Genomic DNA, 23,312 nt, shown 5'->3' with positions numbered 1-23,312 from the left:
CCTTTCTTTTGGTCAGAGCCCCAGTGACTTGCGCAGGAAGGAGTCCGACTTTTCCAGCATGTCGGCCCGAACCGCACTGTCCTCCAGCGAGTGCGCGACACCCTTATATTCGTGCAGGGTGACGTTCTTGCCGGCAGTCCGCAACGCGCGCTCCATCAGCCGCGCTTCCTCGACCTCAACATTAAGATCGAGATCGCCGTGGAACATCAGAACAGGCGCACGGATCGCGGACGCGTTCTGTGCAGGCGAGCCTTCCCGAATGTGAGGACCTTCGCCGACCATCTTTAGAACCTGCGGATAGTTCGACCGATCGAAGAATTCCTGCTTCCAGGCCGCGAGATCGGTGACCGGCGCGACAGCGATCACCGCTTTGTACAGGTCCGGGTCAACGACGCCCGATTGCAGCGCCGCATAGCCGCCATAAGACCAGCCGACGATCGCCAGCTTGCCCGGGCGTGCGATGCCGGAGGACAGGAGCCAGCGTCCGGCGTCATTCACGTCGCCGATCGCGGTCTTCCACGATTTGAAGCCGTTGTCCGCGAACCAATCCGCGCCGTACCCGGCCGAGCCGCGGAAGTTGGGCTGCAACACGGCGAAACCGCGTGCCGCGAAGAACTGCGCCCACCAGTCGAAGCCCCATTCGTCGCGCGAGGAAGGCCCGCCGTGCGGCATGACGATCGCGGGAAGGTTCTTGCCGTCACTGTTGACCGGCAAGGTGAGATATCCGGGGATCTTCGTGCCATCGGCCGCCGGGAACATGACCGGCTTCATCGTCGCGAGCGGCACGTCTGCCAGATCGGCCCGGACGGGCAGCACTTCGGCGAGCTTTCGGCTTTGCTTGTCGAAGAGGTAGAAGGCTCCCGGCTGAGTGTCGCCCCCGGCGAACATCAGCAGCTTGCTTTCATCCGTGCTGGCGTCGACGAAGCTCACAAGCGGCTGGTTGGGCAGCGCCTTCGCCAAGGCCTTGGACAGCGCGGATAGCTCCGTATCGAAGAATGCCGGACGTCGGAAATCCGTGGCGACGCTCGCCCCTACCACGCGGCGGTGACGGCCGATCTGGATCAGATCATCGACGTCCACCTGCGAGTTGGCGAGTACGAGATCGCGCTTCAGCGTTCCATCCAGCGCCACTTTCCAGAGCGCCTGACGGCCGTTGTAATCATCGAACCCGTAGACGACGTTGAGCTTGGGATCGACAGCATAGGGGTTGAACCCCTGAAAGCGTCCGCCGAGGAGTGCGAGCTTGGAGAGCGGCTCCCAGGTCTTTAAGCCCGGTTTGCGGTAGAAATAGCTGATCTCACTGACGGAATAGCCGGTACCTGCGGTTGGCCGCACGCCCATGATGCGGACGGTGCCGAGGCCATCGCTGATATATTCCACCGCGTCGCGCTTAGCCCGTTCTACCGGGCGACGCTGAAGCGACTTCAAGTCCACCCGCTCGACGCCCAGGCCCTCGTCATTCTTTTGAACGACGCGGTCGATTGAGCTTTCCGGCACATATTGGCGAGCGACCAGGATGTTGCCCTTGCCGTCTCCGGTCAGATCGAGAACCCGTCCGCCATTGCCATGGAAGTACAAGGAGCGTTCGTTCACGCGCGCCGTGATGAGCTTGAAGTCCTTGCCATCCGCATCGATCGCGAACAGCCGGGTATATCCTTCGATCAGGTTCGAATTGCGGGTCATCACGACGGCGCGGCAGACAAGCCGCTCCGTTGTCGCCCATTGGCAGCTCACCAGCCGTTCGGGATCGCCGCTGGTCTGCATGATCGAAACGGGCATACCGCCCTTCGCCGGATCGGCGATCATCAGCGCCGCGCCCCGGGTGCCCGCCGGCACGATCATCGCGACGCGGTTGCCGTCTGGCGAAAGGCTGATCTGGCTGATGCCTTCGCGCGCGCCGAACGCCTTCGCTACACTTGCGGCATTCTGCGCATAGGCCGACATGGGCGCCGCAGCCGCCAGCAACGCCGCAATCGCGACGCGCGAAATCACTCTCTTCCTCATCTTGTCGTTTCCCCCCGACAACGACTTTGCCGGGCGGCGCGACGATTGCAAGAGCGCACAAGACGTTGCGGGCAGGGTGCCAGCCTGTATTGGACAGCCATCCTTCCCATGAGGTTCCGCGGATGCGTTCTATTCTCCTGTGCTCCCTTGCCGCTCTTATCACCGCCACGCCGGCCCTGGCGCAACAGGCGCCGCAGATCTCCGTCGAGACGCTGAAGTCCGTCACGAAGGAGCTGTCGTCCGACGCTTATGAGGGGCGCGCGCCGACCACCGCGGGTGAAACGAAGACGATCGACTATCTGGTCAAAAGGTTCGCGGCAGCGGGGCTGAAGCCCGGAAACAAGGGCCAGTGGACCCAGGATGTGCCGATGGTGGAGATCACCGCAACGAACGTCTCGTCCTTTACCGCCACGGGCGGCAAGGCGCCGGTGACGTTCAGCTACCGGACGGATATCGTGGCGGGCACTTATCGCGTGGTGCCGAAGATCGCGCTGAACAACAGCGAGCTGGTGTTCGTGGGTTACGGCATCAACGCACCCGAAAAGGGCTGGAACGATTATGCCGGCCTGGATGTGAAGGGGAAGACGGTCGTCATCCTCGTCAACGATCCGGACTGGCAGACCAAGGAAGCAGGCGCGCAGGCCGGTTTGTTCGAGGGTCGCGCGATGACCTATTATGGCCGCTGGACCTACAAGTTCGAAGAAGCCGCGCGGCAGGGCGCAGCCGGTGCCATCATCGTTCACCAGACGGAGCCGGCCGCTTATGGCTGGTCCGTGGTCCAGTCTTCGTGGACGGGCGCGCAATATGAGCTCGCCGCGCCGAACGACCATATGGACCAGAGCCAGGTGGTCGGCTGGATTCAGTTGCCCAAGGCGAAGGAGCTGTTTGCCGCAGCCGGCAAGGATTTCGATCAGCTCGCCGCGGCGGCCAAGCAGAAGGGCTTTCGCGCCGTGCCGCTCGGCCTGAAGCTGTCCGGCAGCTTCTCCAACGAGATCAAGCGCAGCATGTCGAAGAACGTCATTGGCGTGCTGCCCGGCACCACGGCGCCGGACGAGGTGGTGCTCTATTCGGCGCATTGGGACCATCTTGGTCGCTGTGACGCGGTTGAGGGTGACGACATCTGCAACGGCGCGCTGGATAATGCGACCGGCACGGCGGCGCTGGTTGCGCTGGCAGAAGCGTATCGCGCGGCCGGGCCGACCCGCCGGTCGGTCGCGTTTCTTGCCGTGACGGCGGAGGAGAGCGGGCTGTTGGGCTCCGAATATTACGCAGCCAACCCGGTCTTTCCGCTCGGCAAGACTGTTGGCGGCGTCAACATGGATGTGCTGAACGTCATGGGTGCGGTGAAGGATTTCGAGATCACCGGCGCGGGCAAATCGGAACTGGAGGAGATGGCGAAGCCGTTGCTCGCGGCGCAGGGGCGCCGGGTGTCGCCGGAAGCGACGCCGGAAAGCGGTGGCTATTACCGCTCCGACCATTTCTCCTTCGCCAAGCTGGGCGTGCCGATGCTGTCGGCGGGCAGCGGCGAGGATCTGGTTAATGGCGGAACGGCCGCCGGGCGCGCGGCGGCGCAGGATTATGTGCGCAACCGCTATCACGGGCCAAAGGACGAATTTGATCCCAACTGGAACTGGGACGGCGCGTTGCAGGATCTGACAATCTACTATCAGCTGGGCCGGCAACTCGCAGACGGCGACGCGTGGCCGAACTGGTATCCGACGGCCGAGTTCAAGGCGATCCGAGACAAATCCCGGCAGGAGGCAAAATGAGCCGCGCACCTAAGCCCGAATGGGCATCGCACAAGGCCGTCTGGATCGGTTTTCCGAGCCATCCGGATCTTTGGCAGGAGGATCTGGACCAGGCCCGCAGCGAAGTGGTGGCCTTTGCCGCTGCCGTCCATGCGTACGGCAAAGGCGAGCAGGTGCTGCTGGTGGCGGCGGATGAGGAGGCCGCTGCGGAAGCTCGCCGGCTTGCGCCGTTCGCCGAGGTGGTGGTTGAGCTGTTCGGTGACATCTGGCTGCGCGACACGGCGCCGATCATCGGCGCGGACGGCGTTGCGCATGATTTCGATTTCAACGGCTGGGGCGGGAAATACGACCTGCCGGGCGATGACGATATCGGCCAGCGGCTAGCGGCGGATCGTGGCCACACGTTGAAAAGGCACGATTGGGTGCTTGAAGGCGGGGCGATCGACGGGGATGGCACCGGCCTTGTCGTGACCACTGAGCAGTGCCTGCTGAACCCCAACCGCAACCCTGACCTGTCGCGCGACGAAATTGAGGCGCGGTTGCAGGCCGATCTCGGCTTCGACCGGGTGCTGTGGCTGGGTGACGGCCTGCTCAACGATCATACCGACGGGCATGTCGACAACCTCGCCCGCTTCGTAGGCGAGGGGCGTCTCGCGCTACCGGCCGGCGGGGAGAATGATCCCAACTGGCAGGTCTACCAGCAGGCGGCGGAGCAGGCGCGTGCCTTTGGTGTGGAAGTGGTAACGGTGCCGTCGCCCGGCCGCGTGCTGCGCGACGGCGAGATCGTGCCGGCGAGCTACATGAACTTCTACATCGGCAATGCGGCCGTGGTCGTGCCGATCTATGGCTCCGAGCAGGACGAAGCGGCGGTAAAAGCCATTCAGGCGATCTTCCCGGACCGGGAGGTCGTTGGCCTGCGCGCCGATGCGATCCTGACGGGCGGCGGCAGTTTCCACTGTATCTCGCAGCAAATTCCGGCCTGACCTGGCCGTTCCGCGGATCACCCCTGGCCTGATCAGGGGTGATCCACGGAGAATTTCAGCCAAATACGCGCGCGAAGATCGTGTCGACGTGCTTGTAGTGATAACCAAGGTCGAATTCGGCATCGATCGCCTCAGGCGATAGCGCTGCGGTGACATCGGCGTCAGCCTTCAGCAGTTCGTTCAGCGACAATGCGCCGTCCGACTCCCAGACCTTCATCGCGTTGCGCTGAACCAGGCGATAGGCGTCCTCGCGGCTGACCCCGGCCTGGGTCAGCGCCAGCAGCACGCGCTGCGAATGGATCAGGCCGCCCATGCGATCCATGTTCTTCTGCATCCGCTCGGGATAGACGAGCAGCTTGTCGATCACGCCGGTGAGGCGCGCCAGGGCGAAATCGAGCGTGATGGTGGCGTCGGGCGCGATGTAGCGCTCGACCGACGAATGGCTGATGTCCCGCTCGTGCCAGAGCGCGACGTTTTCCAGCGCCGGCGTCACATAGCCGCGGACCATGCGCGCGAGGCCGGTCAGATTCTCCGTCAGCACGGGATTGCGCTTGTGCGGCATGGCGGACGAGCCCTTTTGCCCGGGCGAGAAATATTCCTCGGCTTCCAGCACTTCGGTACGCTGGAGATGGCGCACTTCCACCGCCAGTCGCTCGATCGAGCTCGCCACAACGCCCAGTGTCGCAAAGAACATCGCGTGGCGATCGCGCGGGATCACCTGCGTCGAGACGGGCTCGACCGCGAGGCCCAGCTTGGCCGCGACATGCTCCTCTACCCGCGGGTCGACGTTGGCGAACGTGCCGACCGCACCGGAAATGGCGCAGGTGGCGACTTCGGCGCGGGCGGCGACCAAGCGGGTGCGGCAACGGCTGAACTCGGCATAAGCCTCCGCCAGCTTCAGCCCGAAGGTCACCGGCTCGGCATGGATGCCGTGGCTGCGGCCGATCGTCGGCGTCAGCTTGTGCTCCTCGGCGCGGCGGCGCAGCACGGCGAGCAGCGCATCGAGATCAGCGATGAGGATATCGGACGCGCGCGCGAGCTGCACGGCAAGGCAGGTGTCGAGCACATCCGAACTGGTCATGCCCTGGTGCATGAAGCGTGCCTGATCGCCGACCTGCTCGGCCACCCATGTGAGGAAGGCGATCACGTCATGCTTGGTGACGGCCTCGATCGCGTCGATCGCGGCGACGTCGATGGTGGGTTCGGTGCGCCACCAGGCCCAGAGCGCATCCGCCGCTTCCTTCGGGACAACGCCAAGCTCCGCCAGCGCTTCGGTGGCGTGAGCCTCGATCTCGAACCAGATCTTGAAACGCGACTCGGGCGTCCAGATCGCCGTCATCTCTGGGCGGGAATAGCGCGGAACCATGTGAACATCCTTGGTCGTACGGCGACAACGGCTCGCCGTGAGTCGCCGAGGGAAGCGGTTGCGCGCGGGTAGCAGGCATGCGTCAAGGCTTCAAATCGCAGGTTCGGAACCCGATATGATAATTGTCGGTTGATAGAGCCAAGAACATGTCAGGCGGATCGTGCCGGAAGGTATGAATTGGCGTGGCATCATAATAGATCTGTAAGGAGAGTGATGATGCTGAAGCAGCTTTTCATGGCCAGTGCCATGGTTGTTGCTGGCCCTGTGCTTGCGCAGGATGGTGGAACGACAAAGCCGACCGCGCCGTCCTCGGCGCCCGGGCCGGCGATCGTGCCGCAAGAACCTGCGGCGGCTGAGCCAGCGCAAGCGGCTGCGACAACAACCGACCAAGTTTCTTCCATCGTCAACGCCGAGTTCGCGTCCTATGACAAGGATGGCAACGGCACGCTGGAAAAGGCGGAGTTCGCCGCCTGGATGGACGCGCTGAAGGCGAAGGCACCGGATGGCGGCGACAAGCCGGGCGATGCGAGCTGGAACGAGGCAGCGTTCGCGAAGGCGGATACGGACAAGTCCACCACGCTCACGCGGGCTGAACTTACCGGGTTTCTGGGCGCATCGGTGAAGTCTAGCGCGGGCTGATCCCTTTTTGATATGTCACTACGCAAGGGCCGCCGGACCGATCCGGCGGCCTTTTTCATGGAAACGAGTTCGGGGAATGTTTACGCGCGGGTTCTAGAGGGACGGCATGACCCCGGTATTTCTCACAATCGACACCGAGATCGCGTGGCGACATCACGTTGCCGGCTTTGATCCGGCTGTCGTGGAGACGCGATCCATAGAGCCTGCCGGCGTCGGTCTCGCGTGGCAGCTCGACCTGCTTGCCCGCCATGGATTGAAGGCGACCTTCTTCGTCGATCCCATGCCAGCGCGCATCTACGGCCTCGATCCGTTCCGACGGATCGTGGAAGCTGTTTTGGCAGCGGGACAGGAGGTGCAGCTGCATTTGCATCCGAACTGGGCAAAGGCCCGGCTCGCCGATCGGCAGGCTCATGCCTCGTTCGAACTGAGCGACTATTCCGCCGACGCTCAGCGAGAATTGTTGAGTGAAGCGGCCAGCCTGTTGATGGCGGCGGGGGCGCCGCGCCCTATCGCTTTTCGCAGCGGCAGCTACGCAGCCAACGACGATACCCTGGTGGCGCTTGGCTCGTTGGGCATCATCTACGACAGCAGCCACAATGGCGCGCATCATCCCTGGCCAAGCTCAATCGGCTTGCCGGCCGAGCTTATCTCTCCGGTTCGGCATTGCAGCGTTATCGAGGTGCCGGTCACGACGATCGAAGACACGCCGGGCGTGTGGCGGAACTTCCAGATCTGTGCCCTGTCGAACGCGGAAATGACGGCGGCGATCGACCATGCGATCGACGAAGGCCATGCTGCCACGACGATCGTCAGCCACAGTTTCGAGCTTGCCGATCGCGCCGGCGTGAAGGCGAACGATGTTCATGTGAGCCGCTTTCGCGCCTTGTGCCGCCTGCTCGAAGCCCGGCGCCATGCGGCGCCCACAACGCATTTCACCGATCAGGTGCCGCTGGCGCTCAATGCCGCAGACAAGCCGCTGGCGGCCAGTCGCTGGCGGCGGGGGCGGCGGCAGGTGGAGCAGGCCTGGTCCAACCTGGTGAGCGAGCGGCGCGCATGAGCAATGCCGCCTTGCGGCTGCAGATCGGCGCGCGCACGATTGCCACCATTCCGCGTCGGCTGCGGCGGATCGGACTATCGCTCGATCAAGCGCTGGCCGGACTGCGGCCGGCGCTGCCGCCATTGGCAAGCGCCGAGCACGGTTATCTGCTCACCTCCCTGCCGGAAACGCTTTCCCCGGATTGGCAGGGGCTGACGTTCGAGCGGCAGCGCTATACGCGCTATTATGTCGATCTGGCGGCTGGGGAGGTGGCGTGGCGCGCTGGCCTCTCCGGGCAGACCCGCTCGACCCTGAAGCGCAAGGCGAAGAAGCTGGCCGCGGCCAACGGCGGCACACTGGACATACGCCGCTTTCGCACGGCTGACGAATTGTCGGCATTCCATCCAGTGGCAAGGGCATTGGCGGAAAAGACCTATCAGGAGCGGCTGATGGGGGCGGGGTTGCCGGGCGATGCGGCGTCGATCCAGCGGACGGAAGCGCTGGCCGCTGGCGACCAGATTCGCGCGTGGCTGCTCTTCGTCAACGATGTGGCTGCCGCTTACCTCTGGTGCAGCGCGGACGGAAATACGCTGCGCTACGACTATGTCGGTCACGATCCGAGCTTCGCAGCGCTCTCTCCGGGAAGCGTATTGATGGAGGCGGCGCTGAGCGACCTCTTCGACGACCGCTTCGCACGTTTCGATTTCACCGAAGGCGAAGGGCAGCACAAGCGGCTGATGGCAAGCGCGGGGATCGCCTGTCGCGATCTACTGTTGCTGCGGCCCACGCTGGCGAACAGGGGGGCGCTCACCCTGGTGCGCGGGTTCGACGCCGGGATCATGGTTGCCAAAAGGGCCGCGGCGATGCCGGCGTTGCGGCGGATCGCCGATCAGGTGCGGCGGGCCTGACTGGCGCCGCAGGAATCCCCGGACGCGCGATGCGCCGCTCGGTACCGACAAGAAGGCGACAGGGGCGCTGCGAAGGAGCTAAGCCACGTCCATGCACCTTGCCGCCCCAGCGATCATCGTAGCCGTTCGCTCCCATGGCGAGCATGGCGCGGTGGTTCGTGCCTTAACCCCGAATGACGGGGTTCGGGCGGGATATGTGCGTGGTGGCCGATCGCGCGGGCTGCGCCCCGTGCTTCAGCCGGCAAACACGATACAGGGCGAGTGGCGCGCGCGGACCGACGATCAGCTGCCGGCGCTGACCGTGGAACTGGTCCACAGCCGGGCGCCACTGCACGCAGAGCCGCTGCCGGCAGCGGCGCTGGAATGGCTGGCGAGCCTGACCGCCGCCGCGCTGCCCGAGGCACAGCCCTATCCGCAACTATATGATGCCCTGGCCGGCATGCTGGACGCCGTCGAGGCAGCGCCCGCCGCGCGGGGCTGGGCGGGGGCGATGGCACGATACGAGCTGTTGTTGCTGGCTGAGCTCGGCTTCGGCCTCGACCTTCACCGCTGCGTGGTGACGGGATCGGCGGCGGATATCGCCTTTGTCAGCCCCAAGAGCGGTGCCGGGGTGAGCCGTGCCGCCGCTGTCGGTTATGAAGAACGGTTGTTTCCGTTGCCGGCATTTCTGCATTCAGGGGGCGAGCCGGACTGGCCGGACGTGTTTGCCGCCCTCGCGATCACCGGCCATTTCCTGACGCGCGATCTGCTGACGGAGCGACGCGCCGGCGCGTTGTCTGCACGTGACCGGCTGATCGACCGGTTGAAGAGAGCAGTTGCGTGACCAGTGCGGGGCCGGCAAGGCTCCGCCGCGAAGCTGCCACACCGGAACCGCGCCAGTGCGCGGCGACGGGGTGGTGATCGACAAGTTCAGCCTCGAACGGTGACCATGGCGCACACTTCCCTTATCGCAATACTGCCGGGTGACGGCATCGGCCCCGAAGTAACCAACCAGGCACGGCGCGTGCTGGAGGCGCTGGAGTTGAACGTCGCGTTCGAGGAAGCGCCGGTCGGCGGCGCTGCTTACCACCAGACGGGCAATCCGCTGCCCGCCGCGACGCTTGACCTTGCACGGCGCGCCGATGCGATCCTCTTCGGATCGGTCGGCGATCCGACCTGCGACGCGCTGGACCGGCACCTGCGCCCGGAACAGGCCATTCTGGGGCTGCGCAAGGAGCTGACCCTGTTCGCCAACCTGCGTCCCGCCAAGCTGTTCGCAGGGCTGGAGGACGCCTCCGCGCTTCGGCCGGAGGTGGCACGCACCATCGACCTGTTGATCGTGCGCGAACTAAACGGCGATGTGTATTTCGGCGAAAAGGGCATGCGGACGACCGACGCCGGGCTGCGCCAGGGCTATGACCTGATGAGCTATGACGAGGGCGAGGTCCGTCGCATCGCGATCGCCGGCTTCGAGGCCGCGCAGCGACGCCGTGGCAAATTGTGCTCGGTGGACAAGGCCAATGTCCTCGAAACCTCGCAGCTGTGGCGTGACGTGGTGATCGAGGTGTCGCAGCGTTATCCCGACGTGGTGCTGAGCCACATGTATGTCGACAACGCCGCCATGCAGCTGGTGCGCGATCCCGGCCAGTTCGACGTGATCGTCACCGGCAACCTATTCGGCGACATCCTGTCGGATCAGGCCTCCATGTGCGTGGGCTCGATCGGCCTGCTGCCGTCGGCGTCGCTGGATGAGGCTGGCAAGGGGCTGTACGAGCCGATCCACGGCTCGGCACCGGATATTGCGGGGCAGGGCAAGGCGAACCCCTGCGCGGCGATCCTTTCCGCCGCGCTGATGCTTCGCCACTCGCTGGGCCAGGCTGAGGCGGCCGAAAGGATCGAGCAGGCGGTGGCGCGCGCGCTGGCGGCTGGCCACCGGACCGCGGACCTCGGCGGGCAGTGCTCCACCGAGGCGATGGGAGACGCGGTGCTGGCGGCCTTGTGAGCACGCCCCTCGAGCTTGCCATCATCATTCCGACGTTCAACGAACATGCTCATGTGCCGCTGCTGGTGGCGAAGCTGGAGCAGGCGCTGACCGGGACGCGATGGGAGGTCATCTTCGTCGACGATAACAGTCCGGACGGCACGGCCGATGCGGTGCGCGAGATCGCCCGTGTCGATTCCCGTGTCCGGGTGATCCAGCGGATCGGGCGGCGCGGGCTTGCCACCGCCTGTATCGAGGGGATGTGCGCCACCGCCGCGCCCGTCGCCGCAGTGATTGACGGTGATCTTCAGCATGACGAGACAATCCTGCCGGCGATGCTGGACGCGCTGCGCCGGGATGCCGCGCTGGATGTCGTGGTCGGCTCGCGGTTCGTGGCCGGTGGCGGCACGGGGGAATGGGACGGAGACCGCGTCGCGAAATCGGCGTTGGCGACGCGATTGTCGCAGAAGGTGCTGAACGTCGGCCTGACCGATCCGATGAGCGGGTTCTTCATGATCCGAACCAATCTGGTTCGGGCACTGGCGCCGCAGCTTTCAGGCATTGGGTTCAAGATCCTGCTCGACATCATGGCGGCCGCCGACCGTCCCTTGCGCTTTCTCGAACTGCCTTACGTGTTCCGCTGTCGGGAGCAGGGGGAGTCGAAGCTCGATCATGTGGTCGCGCTCGAATATCTGATCGCCATTTATGACCGGAAGTTCGGCAATGTCGTGCCGGTGCGCTTCGCGATGTTCTCCGCGATTGGCGTGATCGGCGTTCTGATCCACATGACCGTCCTGACGATGTTGCACATCGGCCTCGGAGCGGCGTTTCTCGGCGGGCAGATCGTGGGCACGCTTGCGGCGATGACCTTCAACTTCTTCCTGAACAATGCGCTGACCTATCGCGACCGGCGGCTGCGCGGGTGGCGCGCGCTGCTCGATGGATGGGTGTCCTTTTGCCTGGTCTGTTCAGTGGGTGCGATCGCCAATGTCGGCGTGGCGGCATTCCTGTATGATTTCCACTTCGGCGCCTGGGCAGGATCAGCGCTGGCGGGCGTGCTGGTGGGGGCAGTGTGGAACTACGCTTTGTCCTCGCGCTTCACCTGGGGGCGCTATTGAAGCGGTTCACACCCAGGTGTCGAACCACATCCAGCGCCTGAACGCAGCGGCGTCCGCCAGCGCGCCGGCGGACAGGACCGGCAGGAAGTAGACAGCCAGCACCAGGGCCAGCGCCACCACGAACAGGTCGATATTGCGAACTCGTGCGCGCCAGCGATCCAGCATCAGCGCGAGCGGGATGACGATGAAGATGCTGGACGGATAGTAATAATAATAGAAGCCAAGTGACTTGGGGATCACGGCCCATATGCCAAGGCTGCCGGTCCAGAGTGAGGCGGCCGCAAACAAGCGCGGTGATCCACCGCGGACCCAGCCGATCCAGCAGCCAACCGCTGCCACCAGCCCGCCCCACATGATTGCCGGATTGCCCAAGAGCAGGATGCCGCGCAGCGCCCCATCGACCGGCTCATAGAGATACCAGATCGGCCGGATCAGCAGCGGCCATGTCCACCAGTTCGACTGATAGGCATGCACGGGGAGCACCTGCGTCTGCCGTTCGAACATCTCGAGTTGAAAGGGGATCAATCGCGCGAGCGTCAGCGGTTCTACGCTGTAGAAGAAGGCCGGTGCAAAGGTGGCGAAATAGGTCAGCATCGACACGGCCCCAAGCACCAGGAGCGCCGGCCAGAGCGGGAGACCGGGGAAGCGGCGTGGATCCTCGCGCTTGAACAGGAGAAAGGCGACGGCGGCAAAGGCTACATAGGGCGCGGCCAGCCATTTGCAGCCGACGGCAAGGCCGAGTAGCACCGATGCAAGCACCCAGCGCCACCAGCCTCCGACGCGCAGGGTCCACGCAACGAAGGCGATCGCGCCTGCCAGAAAGGCAAGCATGAACCCATCCAACATCGCAATGCGTGCCTGGACATAGAGCGTGAAGCCAAGCAGCGTGAGTGCCGCCGTGACCAGGCTGGGCCGCACTCGCCCGGTGATCAGCCAGGCGGTGGCGAACATGGACACGACCGTCACGCTGCCGGCAAGCGTGGACATGAAGCGCCATCCGACGGGTGTGTCCCCGAAGATGGAGATGCCCAGCGCGATCAGGATCTTGCCGAGCAAGGGATGTTCGATGTTGGCGGGCCCCGACAGGGCGATCAGGGCACGGGCCGCCGGCACATAATGGATTTCGTCAAAGACGAGGACATGCGGCACCGACAGCCGGGCCAAGAACAATGCCTCGGCCAGCAGGAAGAGGAGCACGGCGAGCGGCAGCGGACGGCGCAGCATGGAAAGTGTGCTTAGCGGTGCGTGCCTGCCGGCGATAGCTGGCGCATCTGCGAAGTCACGCGCGCTTGCACGACCGGCAATTCCGCCGCTGTTGAGGATAGCAGCCTGGCCGTAGCGTGGAGTGAGGCAGCAGCGTCGCACGGGCAAAGTGTCGGCCGGCCGTTGCACGTTGCGGCCGACAGCCTTGAAAGCCGGCGACGATTGGCCGAAAGCGGGCGGCATGAAACGCCGTACCGGACAGGACCGCTCCATCACCGACACGTGGCGCCCCGCCACACGTATGATCCGCGGCGGGACCGCGCGCAGCGAATATGGGGAGACATCCGAAGCGATCTTCCTCACGTCCGGCTACAGCTATGACTGCGCGGGCGATGCCGCCGCCCGCTTCGCCGGCGAGCAGGAGGGAATGACCTATTCCCGGCTCCAGAACCCGACAGTGGAGATGCTGGAGCATCGCATCGCCATATTGGAGGGCGCCGAGGCGTGCCGTACCATGGCGAGCGGCATGGCTGCCATGACGGCGGTGCTGCTGAGCCAGCTCCAGGCGGGTGATCATGTGGTCGCCGGCCGCGCAGCCTTTGGGTCATGCCGCTGGCTGGTGGACACCCTGCTCCCCAAGTTCGGCATTACCAGCACGGTTGTCGACGCGCGCGATCCGCAGCAATTCGAAGATGCCATTCGACCGGAAACAAAGGTGTTCTTCTTCGAGACACCGGCCAACCCGACGATGGACGTGGTGGACCTGAAGGCCGTGTGCGGCATTGCGCGTGACCACAGCATCACCAGCGTGGTCGACAATGCCTTTGCCACCCCGGCGTTGCAGCGGCCGATGGAATTCGGTGCTGACGTCACCGCTTATTCCGCCACCAAGATGATGGATGGGCAAGGCCGCGTGCTGGCTGGCGCCGTGTGCGGCACCAAGGATTTCATCGACAATACGCTGCTGCCGTTCACGCGGAATACCGGGCCGACATTGTCGCCGTTCAATGCGTGGGTCGTATTGAAGGGGTTGGAAACGCTGGATCTTCGCATTCAGCGCCAGTCGGAAAATGCGCTAAAGGTCGCGACCTTCCTGGAAGGAAGGGTGCCGCAGGTGTTGTACCCGGGACTGCCCAGCCATCCGCAGCACAATCTGGCCATGAGCCAGATGGACGCGGCCGGCCCGATCTTCGCCATGGTGCTGGATGGCGGGCGCAAGCAGGCGCACGGACTGCTCGATGCGCTGGAGCTGATCGATATTTCGAACAACATCGGCGACTCCCGATCGCTGATGACTCATCCTGCCTCTACCACCCACAATTCGGTTGCGCCGGACAAGCGCGAGGAAATGGGCGTGACCGAAGGCATGCTTCGCCTGAACGTCGGGCTTGAGGACCCGCAGGATCTGATTGAGGATCTTGACCGGGCATTGAGGCAGGTCGGTTTGTGAAGGCGTTCTTCCCCTCGTCAGAAACGACGCGGGGGGTCACCGTGCGCGTGTCCGTCAGCTACTTGCCCGAACAGTCCGAGCCGACGCGGGGGCGCTGGTTCTGGGCCTATCACATCCGGCTGGAGAATGACGGGGATCAGGCCGTTCAGTTGCTGACCCGGCACTGGATCATCACCGACGGCCGCGGCGCGCGCCATTCGGTGGAAGGCGAGGGCGTCGTGGGCGAGCAGCCGTTGATCGCGCCCGGCGCCAGCTATGATTATGTGTCAGGCTGCCCGCTGGCGACGCCGTCGGGATCCATGCAGGGCAGCTATCGCATGATCGGCGCGGACGGATCTTTGTTCGACGTTGCCATTCCGAAGTTCACGCTGATCGCGCCCGCCGTTGCGGGGTAATTCGCCGCTGCCGCTTGCGGGCGGGATGCGGGGAAGGCATGTCGCGCGCATGGTGATAAGCCTTCGACCCGAGATTGTTTGCCTGACGCCGCCGCATCAGGGCGTGGCGCGGTGAAGCGTACGCACCTTCCGCTGAACGGCCTGCGCGTGCTGGATGCCGCCGCGCGCCATCTGTCGTTCACCCGCGCGGCCGACGAACTGGCGGTGACGCCGGCGGCAGTGGGCCAGCAGATCCGCGCGCTGGAAGATACGCTGGGGGTGGTGTTGTTTCGGCGCACGACCAAGGGGCTGGAGCTGACCCCCGAAGGCGAGGCCGGTCTCTCAGCGCTGCGCCATGGCTTTCTCCAGTTCGAGGAAGCCGTGCGGGCGATGCAGGCTGGCCAGTCCTCTAAATCGCTGACCATCGCCGCGCCGCGCGATCTGACAGAAAAGTGGCTGCTTCCGCGTCTGGCCGAAATCGCCCGTGCGGATGGCGACCTGCGCTTCGTGCTGGTCGCTGCCGATGCACCGCCCGACTTTACGGAGGCCAACCTCGACCTGGCTGTGACCTGGGGCGACGGGCCCGGCGTTCACGAGGGCGAGGCGATCGAGAGCGAGGGCATGGTGACGATCGAGCGCGCTGGCGGCGGGGCGGAAGCGGTTATCGCCTGGCCCGGCAGCGGCAGCGAGGACGGCGGCGCGCTGATCCGGGTAGGCGATGCGGGGCTGGCGCTTGATGCCGCCGCGCAAGGCCTGGGCCGGGCGACCGTGCCCGAACTGCTCGCGGCACGCGACCTTGCCGAGGGCCGCGTGACGGCCGTGGGGGAGCCGCGGCCGTCTCGGCTCGGCTATTGGCTGGTCGCGCCGCTGCCGCAATGGCGCCAGCAGAAGGTGCAGGCGCTGGTCGAGGCACTCGCCGGTTGACCCGGGCGTGAGGGCCGAACCCTTTTCGAGCGATCGCCTGACCATGCGGATGCCGACGCTCGCCGATGCGCCGGCGCTGCACGAAGCATATTGCGATCCCGAGGTGATGCGCTTCTGGTCAAGCCCGCCGCACGGATCGATGCAGGAGACGATTGCCTATGTGACGCCCCACGCCAACGATCAATGGCGCCAGTGGGTGATCGTGGACAAGACGAACGGCAGGGCGATCGGCACGCTGGCCGCGGGCGAGCGGCGCCGAGGCGTGATGGAGATCGGCTATCTCCTTTCCGCTGCTGCTTCCGGGCGAGGTCTTGGTCGCGAGGCGGTCAGCGCGCTGATCGACCAGCTGTTTGCCGAGGGCGCCCGGCGGGTATTCGCCGATACCGATCCCGAAAACGCACGGTCAATCGCGCTGCTGCTGCGCCTGGGCTTTCAGCGCGAGGCCCTGCTGCGCGCGGAATGGGAAACGCATCTGGGCGTGCGGGATAGTGTGATCTGGGGCTTGCTGCGGGACGAGTGGCAGTCTTCTTCTTCGCGGCGGATAGCAACGCGGGGGTGATCCGGCCGGCGTGATCGGCGTAAGGGAGGCGCGTGACCGACGATCCGATACCTGCCCGCACCCGCCGACGCTGGACCCCGAGGCGCGTGCGCGCACTGCTTCGCTCGAGCGGACCGACATCGATCCTGTTCCGCCGGCGTATCGCGGTGATCACGGGCGCGGTGGTGATCGGCGTGGTGGCGGTTTTGTTCGCCAAGGCATCCGACGAAATGGGGCTGGTGTTCGAGCGCTTCGTGCGGCGCTGGCCCTGGGCACCGCTCGTGACGACGCCGCTGGGGTTCATGGCATTGGTGTGGATCACGCGCCGCTGGGCGCCTCTGGCTCGAGGATCCGGCATTCCGCAGGTGATGGCGGCGCGCAACGATCCGGCAGGGGCCGCACGCGGGCTGATCGCTGTGCGCACGGTGCTCGCCAAGGCGCTGCTGACCATGGGCGCCGTGCTGTGCGGGGCCAGCGTGGGGCGCGAGGGGCCGACGGTGCAGCTTGCGGCGGCTGTGATGAACCTCAGCCATCGCCTGACGCGGGTGACGTTGCGCAGCACGGTGGTGATCGCGGGCGGCGCGGCGGGTGTTGCGGCGGCGTTCAACACGCCGCTCGCGGGCGTGCTGTTCGCCATCGAGGAGCTGGCCGCCCGCTACGAGCAGCGCATGACGCTGATGGTGCTGTCCTCCATCGTGATCGCCGGCATGGTGGCACAGAGCCTCGCGGGCGATTACGTCTATTTCGGCGTGATCGGAGCGCATATGCCAATCGCAAGCGCGCTGGTGGTAGTGCCCATCGCTGGCGTGGGCGGCGGACTGGCGGGCGGATTGTTCGCGCGCGCGATGCTTGCGCTGGCCGACGGGCGCCACCGGGTGACCCGCTGGAGCAAGGCACGACCGGTGGTGTTCGCTGGCTTGTGCGGCTTAGTAGTCGCCGCGCTTGGCGTAGCGACCGGGCTGACCTGGGGCACCGGTTATGGCGCAGCGCGGGCGATGATCACCGGAGCCGATGCCCCCTTGTGGTTCGGCCCCGCGAAGTTCCTAGCGACGCTAGCCACCGCAGTCGCAGGGCTGCCCGGTGGCATCTTCGCGCCGAGCCTCGCGGTCGGGGCGGGATTCGGGAACCTTCTTCATGCGCTGTTCCCAGGCGACTCGGTGCAGGCCGTGGTGATCCTGGGCATGGTGGCCTATTTCACCGGCGTGGTTCGCGCGCCGCTGACCGCCGTGATCATTCTGTCCGAAACGACAGCGAGCCGTGGCCTGATGCTGCCGATGTTCGCGGCGGCGTTCCTGGCTGACGGGGCGAGCCGGGCAGTGTGCCGCGAGAAGCTGTACCATGGCCTGTCGCGGACATTCGTCGCGAGCAAGCCCGAGCGTTCAGCGTCGAGCGTCGAGCGGCAACCGGCAGAAACCTTAGGCCGCTAGCTCGTGATGCGCGGGGCTCGCGATCGCGGATCGCGATCCTGCCCGGTCGCTCATCATTCCCGCCGCCCTTTCGGTGGCAAGGCGCGTTTCAGCGGAGAGCTTCTTCACCTCCTGCGCGACGACGGCGAAACCGCGACCTGCGTCTCCCGCGCGTGCCGCTTCGATCGCAGCATTGAGCGCCAGGAGGTTCGTCTGCGAGGCGATGTTGTTGATGGTGGAAACGATTGCCGCCATCTGCTCGAGCGTGACCTGTAGCTCGACGCCGCGCGCTTCGAGCTCGCAGCGGATGCGTTCGCAATCGGCCAGTCGCGACATCACCTCCTGTTCGAGGCTCATCTCCCGCGTGATGTCGCTCGCGATCTTAACGATCTTGCGCGGGCGACCGTCGGCGTCAAGGATCGGATTGTAAGTAGCCTGGATCCATACCTCGCGCCCGGCACGATCGCGGCGCCTATACCGGCCCGCGTCGAACTCACCGCGGCCGAGACGCTCCCAGAACTGACGATAGTCGGACGACTGCACTAGTTCGGCGTCGCAGAGCATATTGTGGTGTCGCCCGACGAGATCGGCCGCGCGATAACCGAAGATGGCGAGAAAATTGTCATTGGCGGTAAGGATGGTGCCGTTGAGCGCGAATTCGATCGTCGCCTGACTGCGGTCAATCGCGTCAATCTTGCCGTTGGTTTCTGCGGTGCTCAGCTTGGCCTCGGTCACATCCGCGGCGATTTTCAGCACACGCCGCGGACGGCCTTCACCATCGAAGACCGGATTGTAGGTTGCCTGAAGCCACACCTCGCGCCCGTTCTTGCCGCGGCGCTTGTATTCGCCGGTGTCGAACTCACCCCGGCCCAGCTTGGCCCAGAATGCTTTGTAGGATGGGGAGGCGGAATAATCGTCGGCGCAGAATATGCGGTGATGCTGGCCAACGATCTCGTGCAGGGCGTAGCCGGTCGCCGACAGGAACAGATCATTGGCCCAGATGATCGTGCCGTCCAGTTCGAATTCAATCACCGCTTGCGACCGGCACACGGCTTGCCAGGCGGATTGGCTGTCATTGCTACTGATGATCTTCGACAGCTCAGACACCGTTACTTCCCCGATCCACCTGCAAATTATGTAGTGCAATGGTAAAGGACTGGTGTTCCGACGCGCCTGATCAAGATCAATGCTCGGCTACGTGCAGCAGCAATGATGCAAGTTACGTAGAAATAGAACGCGATATGACTTCAGTGTTGCTGCCAACAAAAAGCCCCGCCGGATTGCGCCGGCGGGGCTGATTGCATCAGGCTGATCCGAAAGATCAGTCGTTCAGATACTCGCCAGCGGCCTCGTCGCTGCCGTCGCCCGAGGGAACGACGGTGGCGAGCGGGTCGCTGCCGGTGCCGACGTCCTCACGCGGGCTGCGAGCGTTCTCTGCCGCGCGCAGCTCGTCCGCGCTCGCCGGAGCGACCAGCATCGCATCGGCCAGCTTCTTCTGCTGGGCACGAAGCGCCGCGTCGCGCGAGGAGGCTGCCACGCGCAGGCGGTTCATGCCGGCGCCGGTGCCCGCCGGGATGAGCCGGCCGACGATGACGTTCTCCTTCAGGCCCATCAGCGTGTCCTGCTTGCCCTGGACTGCCGCCTCGGTGAGGACGCGGGTGGTCTCCTGGAACGACGCGGCCGAGATGAACGACCGGGTCTGCAGGCTTGCCTTGGTGATCCCGAGCAGGATCGGCTTGCCCTGGGCGGGCGCCTCGTTCTTGCCGAGCTTGGCGTTGACCTCGTCCATCTCCGCACGGTCCACCTGCTCGCCAGGTAGCAGGGTGGTGTCGCCGGCCTCGGTGATCTCGACCTTCTGCAACATCTGACGAACGATCGTCTCGATGTGCTTGTCGTTGATCTTCACGCCCTGCAGTCGATAGACTTCCTGGATTTCCGACACGAGATATTCCGCGAGCGGCTCGATGCCGAGCACCTCGAGAATGTCGTGCGGATCCGGGCTGCCGCCGATCAGGTTGTCGCCACGCTTGACGTAGTCGCCTTCCTGAACGTCGATCACCTTGGACTTCGGGATGAGGTATTCCACCACCTCGCCGCCGTCCTCGGGCTGAATACCGATCTTGCGCTTCGCCTTATAGTCCTTGCCGAACACCACGCGGCCAGAGACCTTGGCGATGATCGCATTTTCCTTCGGCTTGCGGGCCTCGAACAGCTCGGCAACGCGCGGCAGACCGCCGGTGATGTCGCGGGTCTTGGCGGACTCGCGAGCGACACGGGCGACCACGTCACCGGCATAGACGGTGGCATTGTCGTCGACCGAGAGCACCGCACCCGGCGCCAGCATGTAGCGGGCAGCCTCACCCGAGCCCTCGTCGAGCAGGGTGATGCGGGGACGCAGATCCTCCTTGGTGCGCGCCGCTGCACGATATTCGGTGACGACGCGCTGGGCGATGCCCGTCGCTTCGTCGACCTGCTCGGTCAGCGTCTTGCCCTCGATGAGGTCCTGATACTTCACGGTGCCGCCGGTTTCCGTGATCACCGGCATGGTGAACGGATCCCATTCAGCGATGCGATCGCCCGCGCTGATGATGTGCCCATCGTCGCACAGCACGTTCGCGCCGTACGGGATCTTGTGCACCGCCAGCTCGCGGCCGTCCATGTCGACGATCGCGACTTCGCCCGAGCGGCTGAGCACCACGCGGCGACCACGCTGGTCGACGATGATGCGCAGGTCGCGATACTCGACCGTGCCGTCGACTGGTGCCTCGAGGTTCGACTGCTCGTTGAGCTGCGCCGCGCCGCCGATGTGGAAGGTACGCATCGTCAGCTGCGTGCCCGGCTCACCGATCGACTGCGCCGCGATGACACCGACCGCTTCGCCGATGTTCACCGGGGTACCGCGGGCGAGATCACGCCCGTAGCACTTGCCGCAGACGCCGATCTTGCTTTCGCAGACCAGCGGCGAGCGGATCTTGACCGCCTGAGTGCCAACCGCCTCGATCTTCGCCACCATCGGCTCATCGAGCAGGGTGCCGTGCGGGATCACGATCTCGCCCGACTTGCTGTCGATGATGTCCTCGGCCGTGGTGCGGCCCAGGATACGCTCGCCAAGCGACGCGATAACCGAGCCGCCCTGAACGATCGCCTTCATCTCCAGCGCGCGCTCGGTGCCGCAATCGTCCTCGACAATGACGCAATCCTGCGACACGTCGACGAGACGGCGGGTGAGGTAACCCGAGTTCGCGGTCTTCAACGCCGTATCCGCAAGGCCCTTACGTGCGCCGTGCGTGGAGTTGAAGTATTCAAGGACGGTCAGGCCTTCCTTGAAGTTCGAGATGATCGGCGTTTCGATGATCTCGCCCGACGGCTTGGCCATCAGGCCGCGCATACCGGCGAGCTGCTTGATCTGCGCCTGCGAACCACGCGCACCCGAGTGTGCCATCATGTAGATCGAGTTGATCGGCTTCTCACGGCCGGTCTCCTCGTCGATGCGAACGGCCTTGATCTCGTTCATCATCGAGTTTGCCACCTGATCACCGCAACGGCTCCAGGCGTCGATCACCTTGTTGTACTTCTCCTGCTGCGTGATCAGGCCGTCCTGATACTGCTGCTCGAAGTCCTTCACCTGCTCGCGCGTTTCGTCGACCAGCTTGGTCTTGTCCGGCGCAATGATCATGTCGTCCTTGCCGAAGGAGATGCCGGCGCGGAACGCGTGACGGAAGCCCAGCGCCATGATGGCGTCGGCGAACAGCACCGTCTCCTTCTGACCGGTATGACGATAGACCTCGTCGATGACGTCGGTGACGTCCTTCTTGGTCAGCAGGCGGTTGACGGTTTCGAACGGTACCTTGTGGCTCTTCGGCAGGCACTCGCCGAGCAGCATGCGGCCCGGGGTGGTTTCGTAGCGCTTCAGATACTCGTTACCGTCCTCGTCCGTCTGCGGAACGCGGCTGATGATCTTGGTGTGCAGCGTCACCGCCTGTGCATTCAGCGCCTGGTGCACTTCCTGCATGTCGGCCAGCAGCATGCCTTCGCCGGGCTCGTTCTGCTTCTCCATCGAGAGATAGTAGAGACCGAGCACCATGTCCTGCGACGGCACGATGATCGGCTTGCCGTTGGCGGGCGACAGGATGTTGTTGGTCGACATCATCAGGACGCGCGCTTCCAGCTGCGCTTCAAGCGACAGCGGAACGTGCACGGCCATCTGGTCACCGTCGAAGTCGGCGTTGAAGGCCGAGCAGACCAGCGGGTGGAGCTGGATCGCCTTGCCTTCGATCAGCACCGGCTCGAACGCCTGAATGCCGAGGCGGTGAAGCGTCGGCGCGCGGTTCAGCAGAACCGGGTGCTCGCGGATCACCTCGTCCAGGATGTCCCAGACTTCCTTGCGCTCCTTCTCGACCCACTTCTTCGCCTGCTTCAGGGTCATGGACAGACCCTTGGCGTCGAGGCGAGCGTAGATGAACGGCTTGAACAGCTCGAGCGCCATCTTCTTGGGCAGGCCGCACTGGTGCAGCTTAAGCTCCGGACCGGTCACGATGACCGAGCGGCCGGAATAGTCGACGCGCTTGCCGAGCAGGTTCTGACGGAAGCGGCCCTGCTTGCCCTTCAGCATGTCGGACAGCGACTTCAGCGGACGCTTGTTGGCGCCCGTGATCGTGCGGCCGCGGCGGCCGTTGTCGAACAGCGCGTCGACCGCTTCCTGCAGCATGCGCTTTTCGTTGCGGACGATGATGTCCGGCGCACGCAGCTCCATGAGGCGCTTGAGGCGATTGTTGCGGTTGATGACGCGGCGATACAGATCGTTCAGATCCGACGTCGCGAAGCGGCCGCCGTCCAGCGGCACCAGCGGGCGCAGCTCGGGCGGGATGACCGGCACGACCTCGAGGATCATCCACTCGGGACGATTGCCCGATTCCAGGAAGCTTTCGACGACCTTGAGGCGCTTGATGATCTTCTTGGGCTTCAGCTCAGACTTGGTCGTCGCAAGCTCTTCAAGCAGCGCGACCTTCTCGCCCTCGAGATCGAGGCTTTCGAGCATGATGCGAACGGCTTCCGCGCCGATGCCGGCCGAGAAGGCGTCCTCGCCATATTCGTCCTGCGCCTCGAGCAGCTCATCCTCGGTGAGCAGCTGATACTTCTCGAGCGGGGTGAGGCCCGGCTCGATCACGATGTACGCCTCGAAGTACAGCACGCGCTCGAGCTGCTTGAGCTGCATGTCGAGCAGCAGGCCGATGCGCGACGGCAGCGACTTCAGGAACCAGATGTGCGCAACCGGGGCGGCGAGCTCGATATGGCCCATGCGCTCGCGGCGGACCTTCGAGACGGTAACCTCGACGCCGCACTTCTCGCAGACGATGCCCTTGTACTTCATGCGCTTGTACTTGCCGCACAGGCATTCGTAGTCCTTGATCGGACCGAAGATGCGCGCGCAGAACAGGCCGTCACGCTCGGGCTTGAACGTGCGATAATTGATCGTCTCGGGCTTCTTGATCTCGCCGAACGACCACGAACGGATGCGGTCAGGCGACGCGATGCCGATCTGGATCTGGTCGAAGGTCTCCGGCTTGGCGACCGGGTTCGCGAAATTGGTCAGTTCGTTCATTTTCCAGCCTCTTTCTCCCTCTCCCCGCAGGCGGGGAGAGGGCAGGGGAGAGG

General features: G+C 64.8%; 18 protein-coding genes. 13 read left to right on the top strand and 5 right to left on the bottom strand.

What is annotated here, in order from left to right; all coding sequences use genetic code 11:
- Nucleotides 1-12: 12 nt before the first annotated feature.
- Nucleotides 13-2,004 (bottom strand): alpha/beta hydrolase family protein, encoded by a 1,992-nt coding sequence (locus AX702_RS19525; protein ID WP_066782054.1) that lies wholly within the window; start codon nucleotides 2,002-2,004, stop codon nucleotides 13-15.
- A 122-nt stretch (nucleotides 2,005-2,126) separates the two neighbouring features.
- On the opposite strand from AX702_RS19525, the gene AX702_RS19520 reads away from it, so the two are divergent.
- Together AX702_RS19520 and AX702_RS19515 are read left to right on the top strand one after the other, a co-directional pair.
- Nucleotides 2,127-3,773, top strand: coding sequence for a M28 family metallopeptidase (locus AX702_RS19520; protein ID WP_066782053.1), 1,647 nt, complete (start codon nucleotides 2,127-2,129; stop codon nucleotides 3,771-3,773).
- Nucleotides 3,770-4,735, top strand: a complete 966-nt coding sequence (locus AX702_RS19515; protein WP_066782052.1) for an agmatine deiminase family protein — start codon at nucleotides 3,770-3,772, stop codon at nucleotides 4,733-4,735. The genes AX702_RS19520 and AX702_RS19515 overlap by 4 nt, the downstream gene beginning before the upstream one ends.
- 55 nt (nucleotides 4,736-4,790) lie before the next feature.
- Here the strand turns inward: AX702_RS19515 and purB are convergent, their stop codons facing one another.
- Nucleotides 4,791-6,101 carry an adenylosuccinate lyase gene (gene purB / locus AX702_RS19510; RefSeq protein WP_066782051.1) on the bottom strand — a complete coding sequence of 437 codons (1,311 nt, stop codon included), beginning with the start codon at nucleotides 6,099-6,101 and terminating at the stop codon, nucleotides 4,791-4,793.
- A 216-nt stretch (nucleotides 6,102-6,317) separates the two neighbouring features.
- Here purB and AX702_RS19505 point away from each other — a divergent pair, with 216 nt between their 5' ends.
- From AX702_RS19505 to AX702_RS19480, 6 genes are all read left to right on the top strand, one after another.
- Entirely contained in the window at nucleotides 6,318-6,740 is a 423-nt protein-coding gene (locus tag AX702_RS19505; protein ID WP_082746375.1) for an EF-hand domain-containing protein, read from the top strand.
- Between the two features lie 106 nt (nucleotides 6,741-6,846).
- A complete protein-coding gene (locus tag AX702_RS19500; RefSeq protein WP_066782049.1) occupies nucleotides 6,847-7,797 on the top strand; it encodes a polysaccharide deacetylase in 951 nt (316 codons plus the stop codon).
- Entirely contained in the window at nucleotides 7,794-8,684 is an 891-nt protein-coding gene (locus tag AX702_RS19495; RefSeq protein WP_197420690.1) for a GNAT family N-acetyltransferase, read from the top strand. The genes AX702_RS19500 and AX702_RS19495 overlap by 4 nt, the downstream gene beginning before the upstream one ends.
- Before the next feature lie 91 nt (nucleotides 8,685-8,775).
- Nucleotides 8,776-9,507 (top strand): DNA repair protein RecO, encoded by a 732-nt coding sequence (gene recO / locus AX702_RS19490; protein WP_066782048.1) that lies wholly within the window; start codon nucleotides 8,776-8,778, stop codon nucleotides 9,505-9,507.
- Nucleotides 9,508-9,612: 105 nt separating this feature from the next.
- Nucleotides 9,613-10,665, top strand: a complete 1,053-nt coding sequence (gene leuB, locus AX702_RS19485; protein WP_066782047.1) for a 3-isopropylmalate dehydrogenase — start codon at nucleotides 9,613-9,615, stop codon at nucleotides 10,663-10,665.
- Nucleotides 10,662-11,762, top strand: coding sequence for a glycosyltransferase family 2 protein (locus AX702_RS19480; RefSeq protein ID WP_066782046.1), 1,101 nt, complete (start codon nucleotides 10,662-10,664; stop codon nucleotides 11,760-11,762). The genes leuB and AX702_RS19480 overlap by 4 nt, the downstream gene beginning before the upstream one ends.
- A 6-nt stretch (nucleotides 11,763-11,768) precedes the next feature.
- Here the strand turns inward: AX702_RS19480 and AX702_RS19475 are convergent, their stop codons facing one another.
- Nucleotides 11,769-12,986 (bottom strand): glycosyltransferase family 39 protein, encoded by a 1,218-nt coding sequence (locus AX702_RS19475; protein ID WP_066782045.1) that lies wholly within the window; start codon nucleotides 12,984-12,986, stop codon nucleotides 11,769-11,771.
- A gap of 220 nt (nucleotides 12,987-13,206) precedes the next feature.
- On the opposite strand from AX702_RS19475, the gene AX702_RS19470 reads away from it, so the two are divergent.
- The 5 genes from AX702_RS19470 to AX702_RS19450 all read left to right on the top strand — a co-directional run bounded on the left by AX702_RS19470 (nucleotide 13,207) and on the right by AX702_RS19450 (nucleotide 17,678).
- Nucleotides 13,207-14,415, top strand: a complete 1,209-nt coding sequence (locus tag AX702_RS19470) for a trans-sulfuration enzyme family protein (protein ID WP_066782063.1) — start codon at nucleotides 13,207-13,209, stop codon at nucleotides 14,413-14,415.
- The gene (gene apaG / locus AX702_RS19465; protein WP_066782044.1) at nucleotides 14,412-14,810 is read left to right on the top strand and encodes a Co2+/Mg2+ efflux protein ApaG; all 399 of its coding nucleotides are present in this window, start codon (nucleotides 14,412-14,414) and stop codon (nucleotides 14,808-14,810) included. The genes AX702_RS19470 and apaG overlap by 4 nt, the downstream gene beginning before the upstream one ends.
- 111 nt (nucleotides 14,811-14,921) lie before the next feature.
- Nucleotides 14,922-15,713: a LysR family transcriptional regulator gene (locus AX702_RS19460; RefSeq protein ID WP_066782043.1), complete on the top strand. Its 792-nt coding sequence runs from the start codon at nucleotides 14,922-14,924 to the stop codon at nucleotides 15,711-15,713.
- Nucleotides 15,714-15,720: 7 nt separating this feature from the next.
- A complete protein-coding gene (locus tag AX702_RS19455) occupies nucleotides 15,721-16,272 on the top strand; it encodes a GNAT family N-acetyltransferase (protein WP_231731958.1) in 552 nt (183 codons plus the stop codon).
- Nucleotides 16,273-16,304: 32 nt separating this feature from the next.
- The gene (locus tag AX702_RS19450; protein ID WP_066782041.1) at nucleotides 16,305-17,678 is read left to right on the top strand and encodes a chloride channel protein; all 1,374 of its coding nucleotides are present in this window, start codon (nucleotides 16,305-16,307) and stop codon (nucleotides 17,676-17,678) included.
- Here the strand turns inward: AX702_RS19450 and AX702_RS23900 are convergent.
- Both AX702_RS23900 and rpoC read right to left on the bottom strand, forming a co-directional pair.
- The gene (locus AX702_RS23900) at nucleotides 17,667-18,764 is read right to left on the bottom strand and encodes a methyl-accepting chemotaxis protein (RefSeq protein ID WP_066782040.1); all 1,098 of its coding nucleotides are present in this window, start codon (nucleotides 18,762-18,764) and stop codon (nucleotides 17,667-17,669) included. The two genes, AX702_RS19450 and AX702_RS23900, sit on opposite strands and share 12 nt — an antisense overlap.
- Before the next feature lie 214 nt (nucleotides 18,765-18,978).
- Nucleotides 18,979-23,259 carry a DNA-directed RNA polymerase subunit beta' gene (rpoC, locus tag AX702_RS19440; protein WP_066782039.1) on the bottom strand — a complete coding sequence of 1,427 codons (4,281 nt, stop codon included), beginning with the start codon at nucleotides 23,257-23,259 and terminating at the stop codon, nucleotides 18,979-18,981.
- Nucleotides 23,260-23,312: the final 53 nt, after the last annotated feature.

The sequence above is a fragment of the Sphingomonas sp. CCH5-D11 genome (genome assembly GCF_001557395.1).
GTDB lineage: Bacteria > Pseudomonadota > Alphaproteobacteria > Sphingomonadales > Sphingomonadaceae > Sphingomonas.
This window is presented reverse-complemented; position numbering and strand designations above follow the sequence as displayed.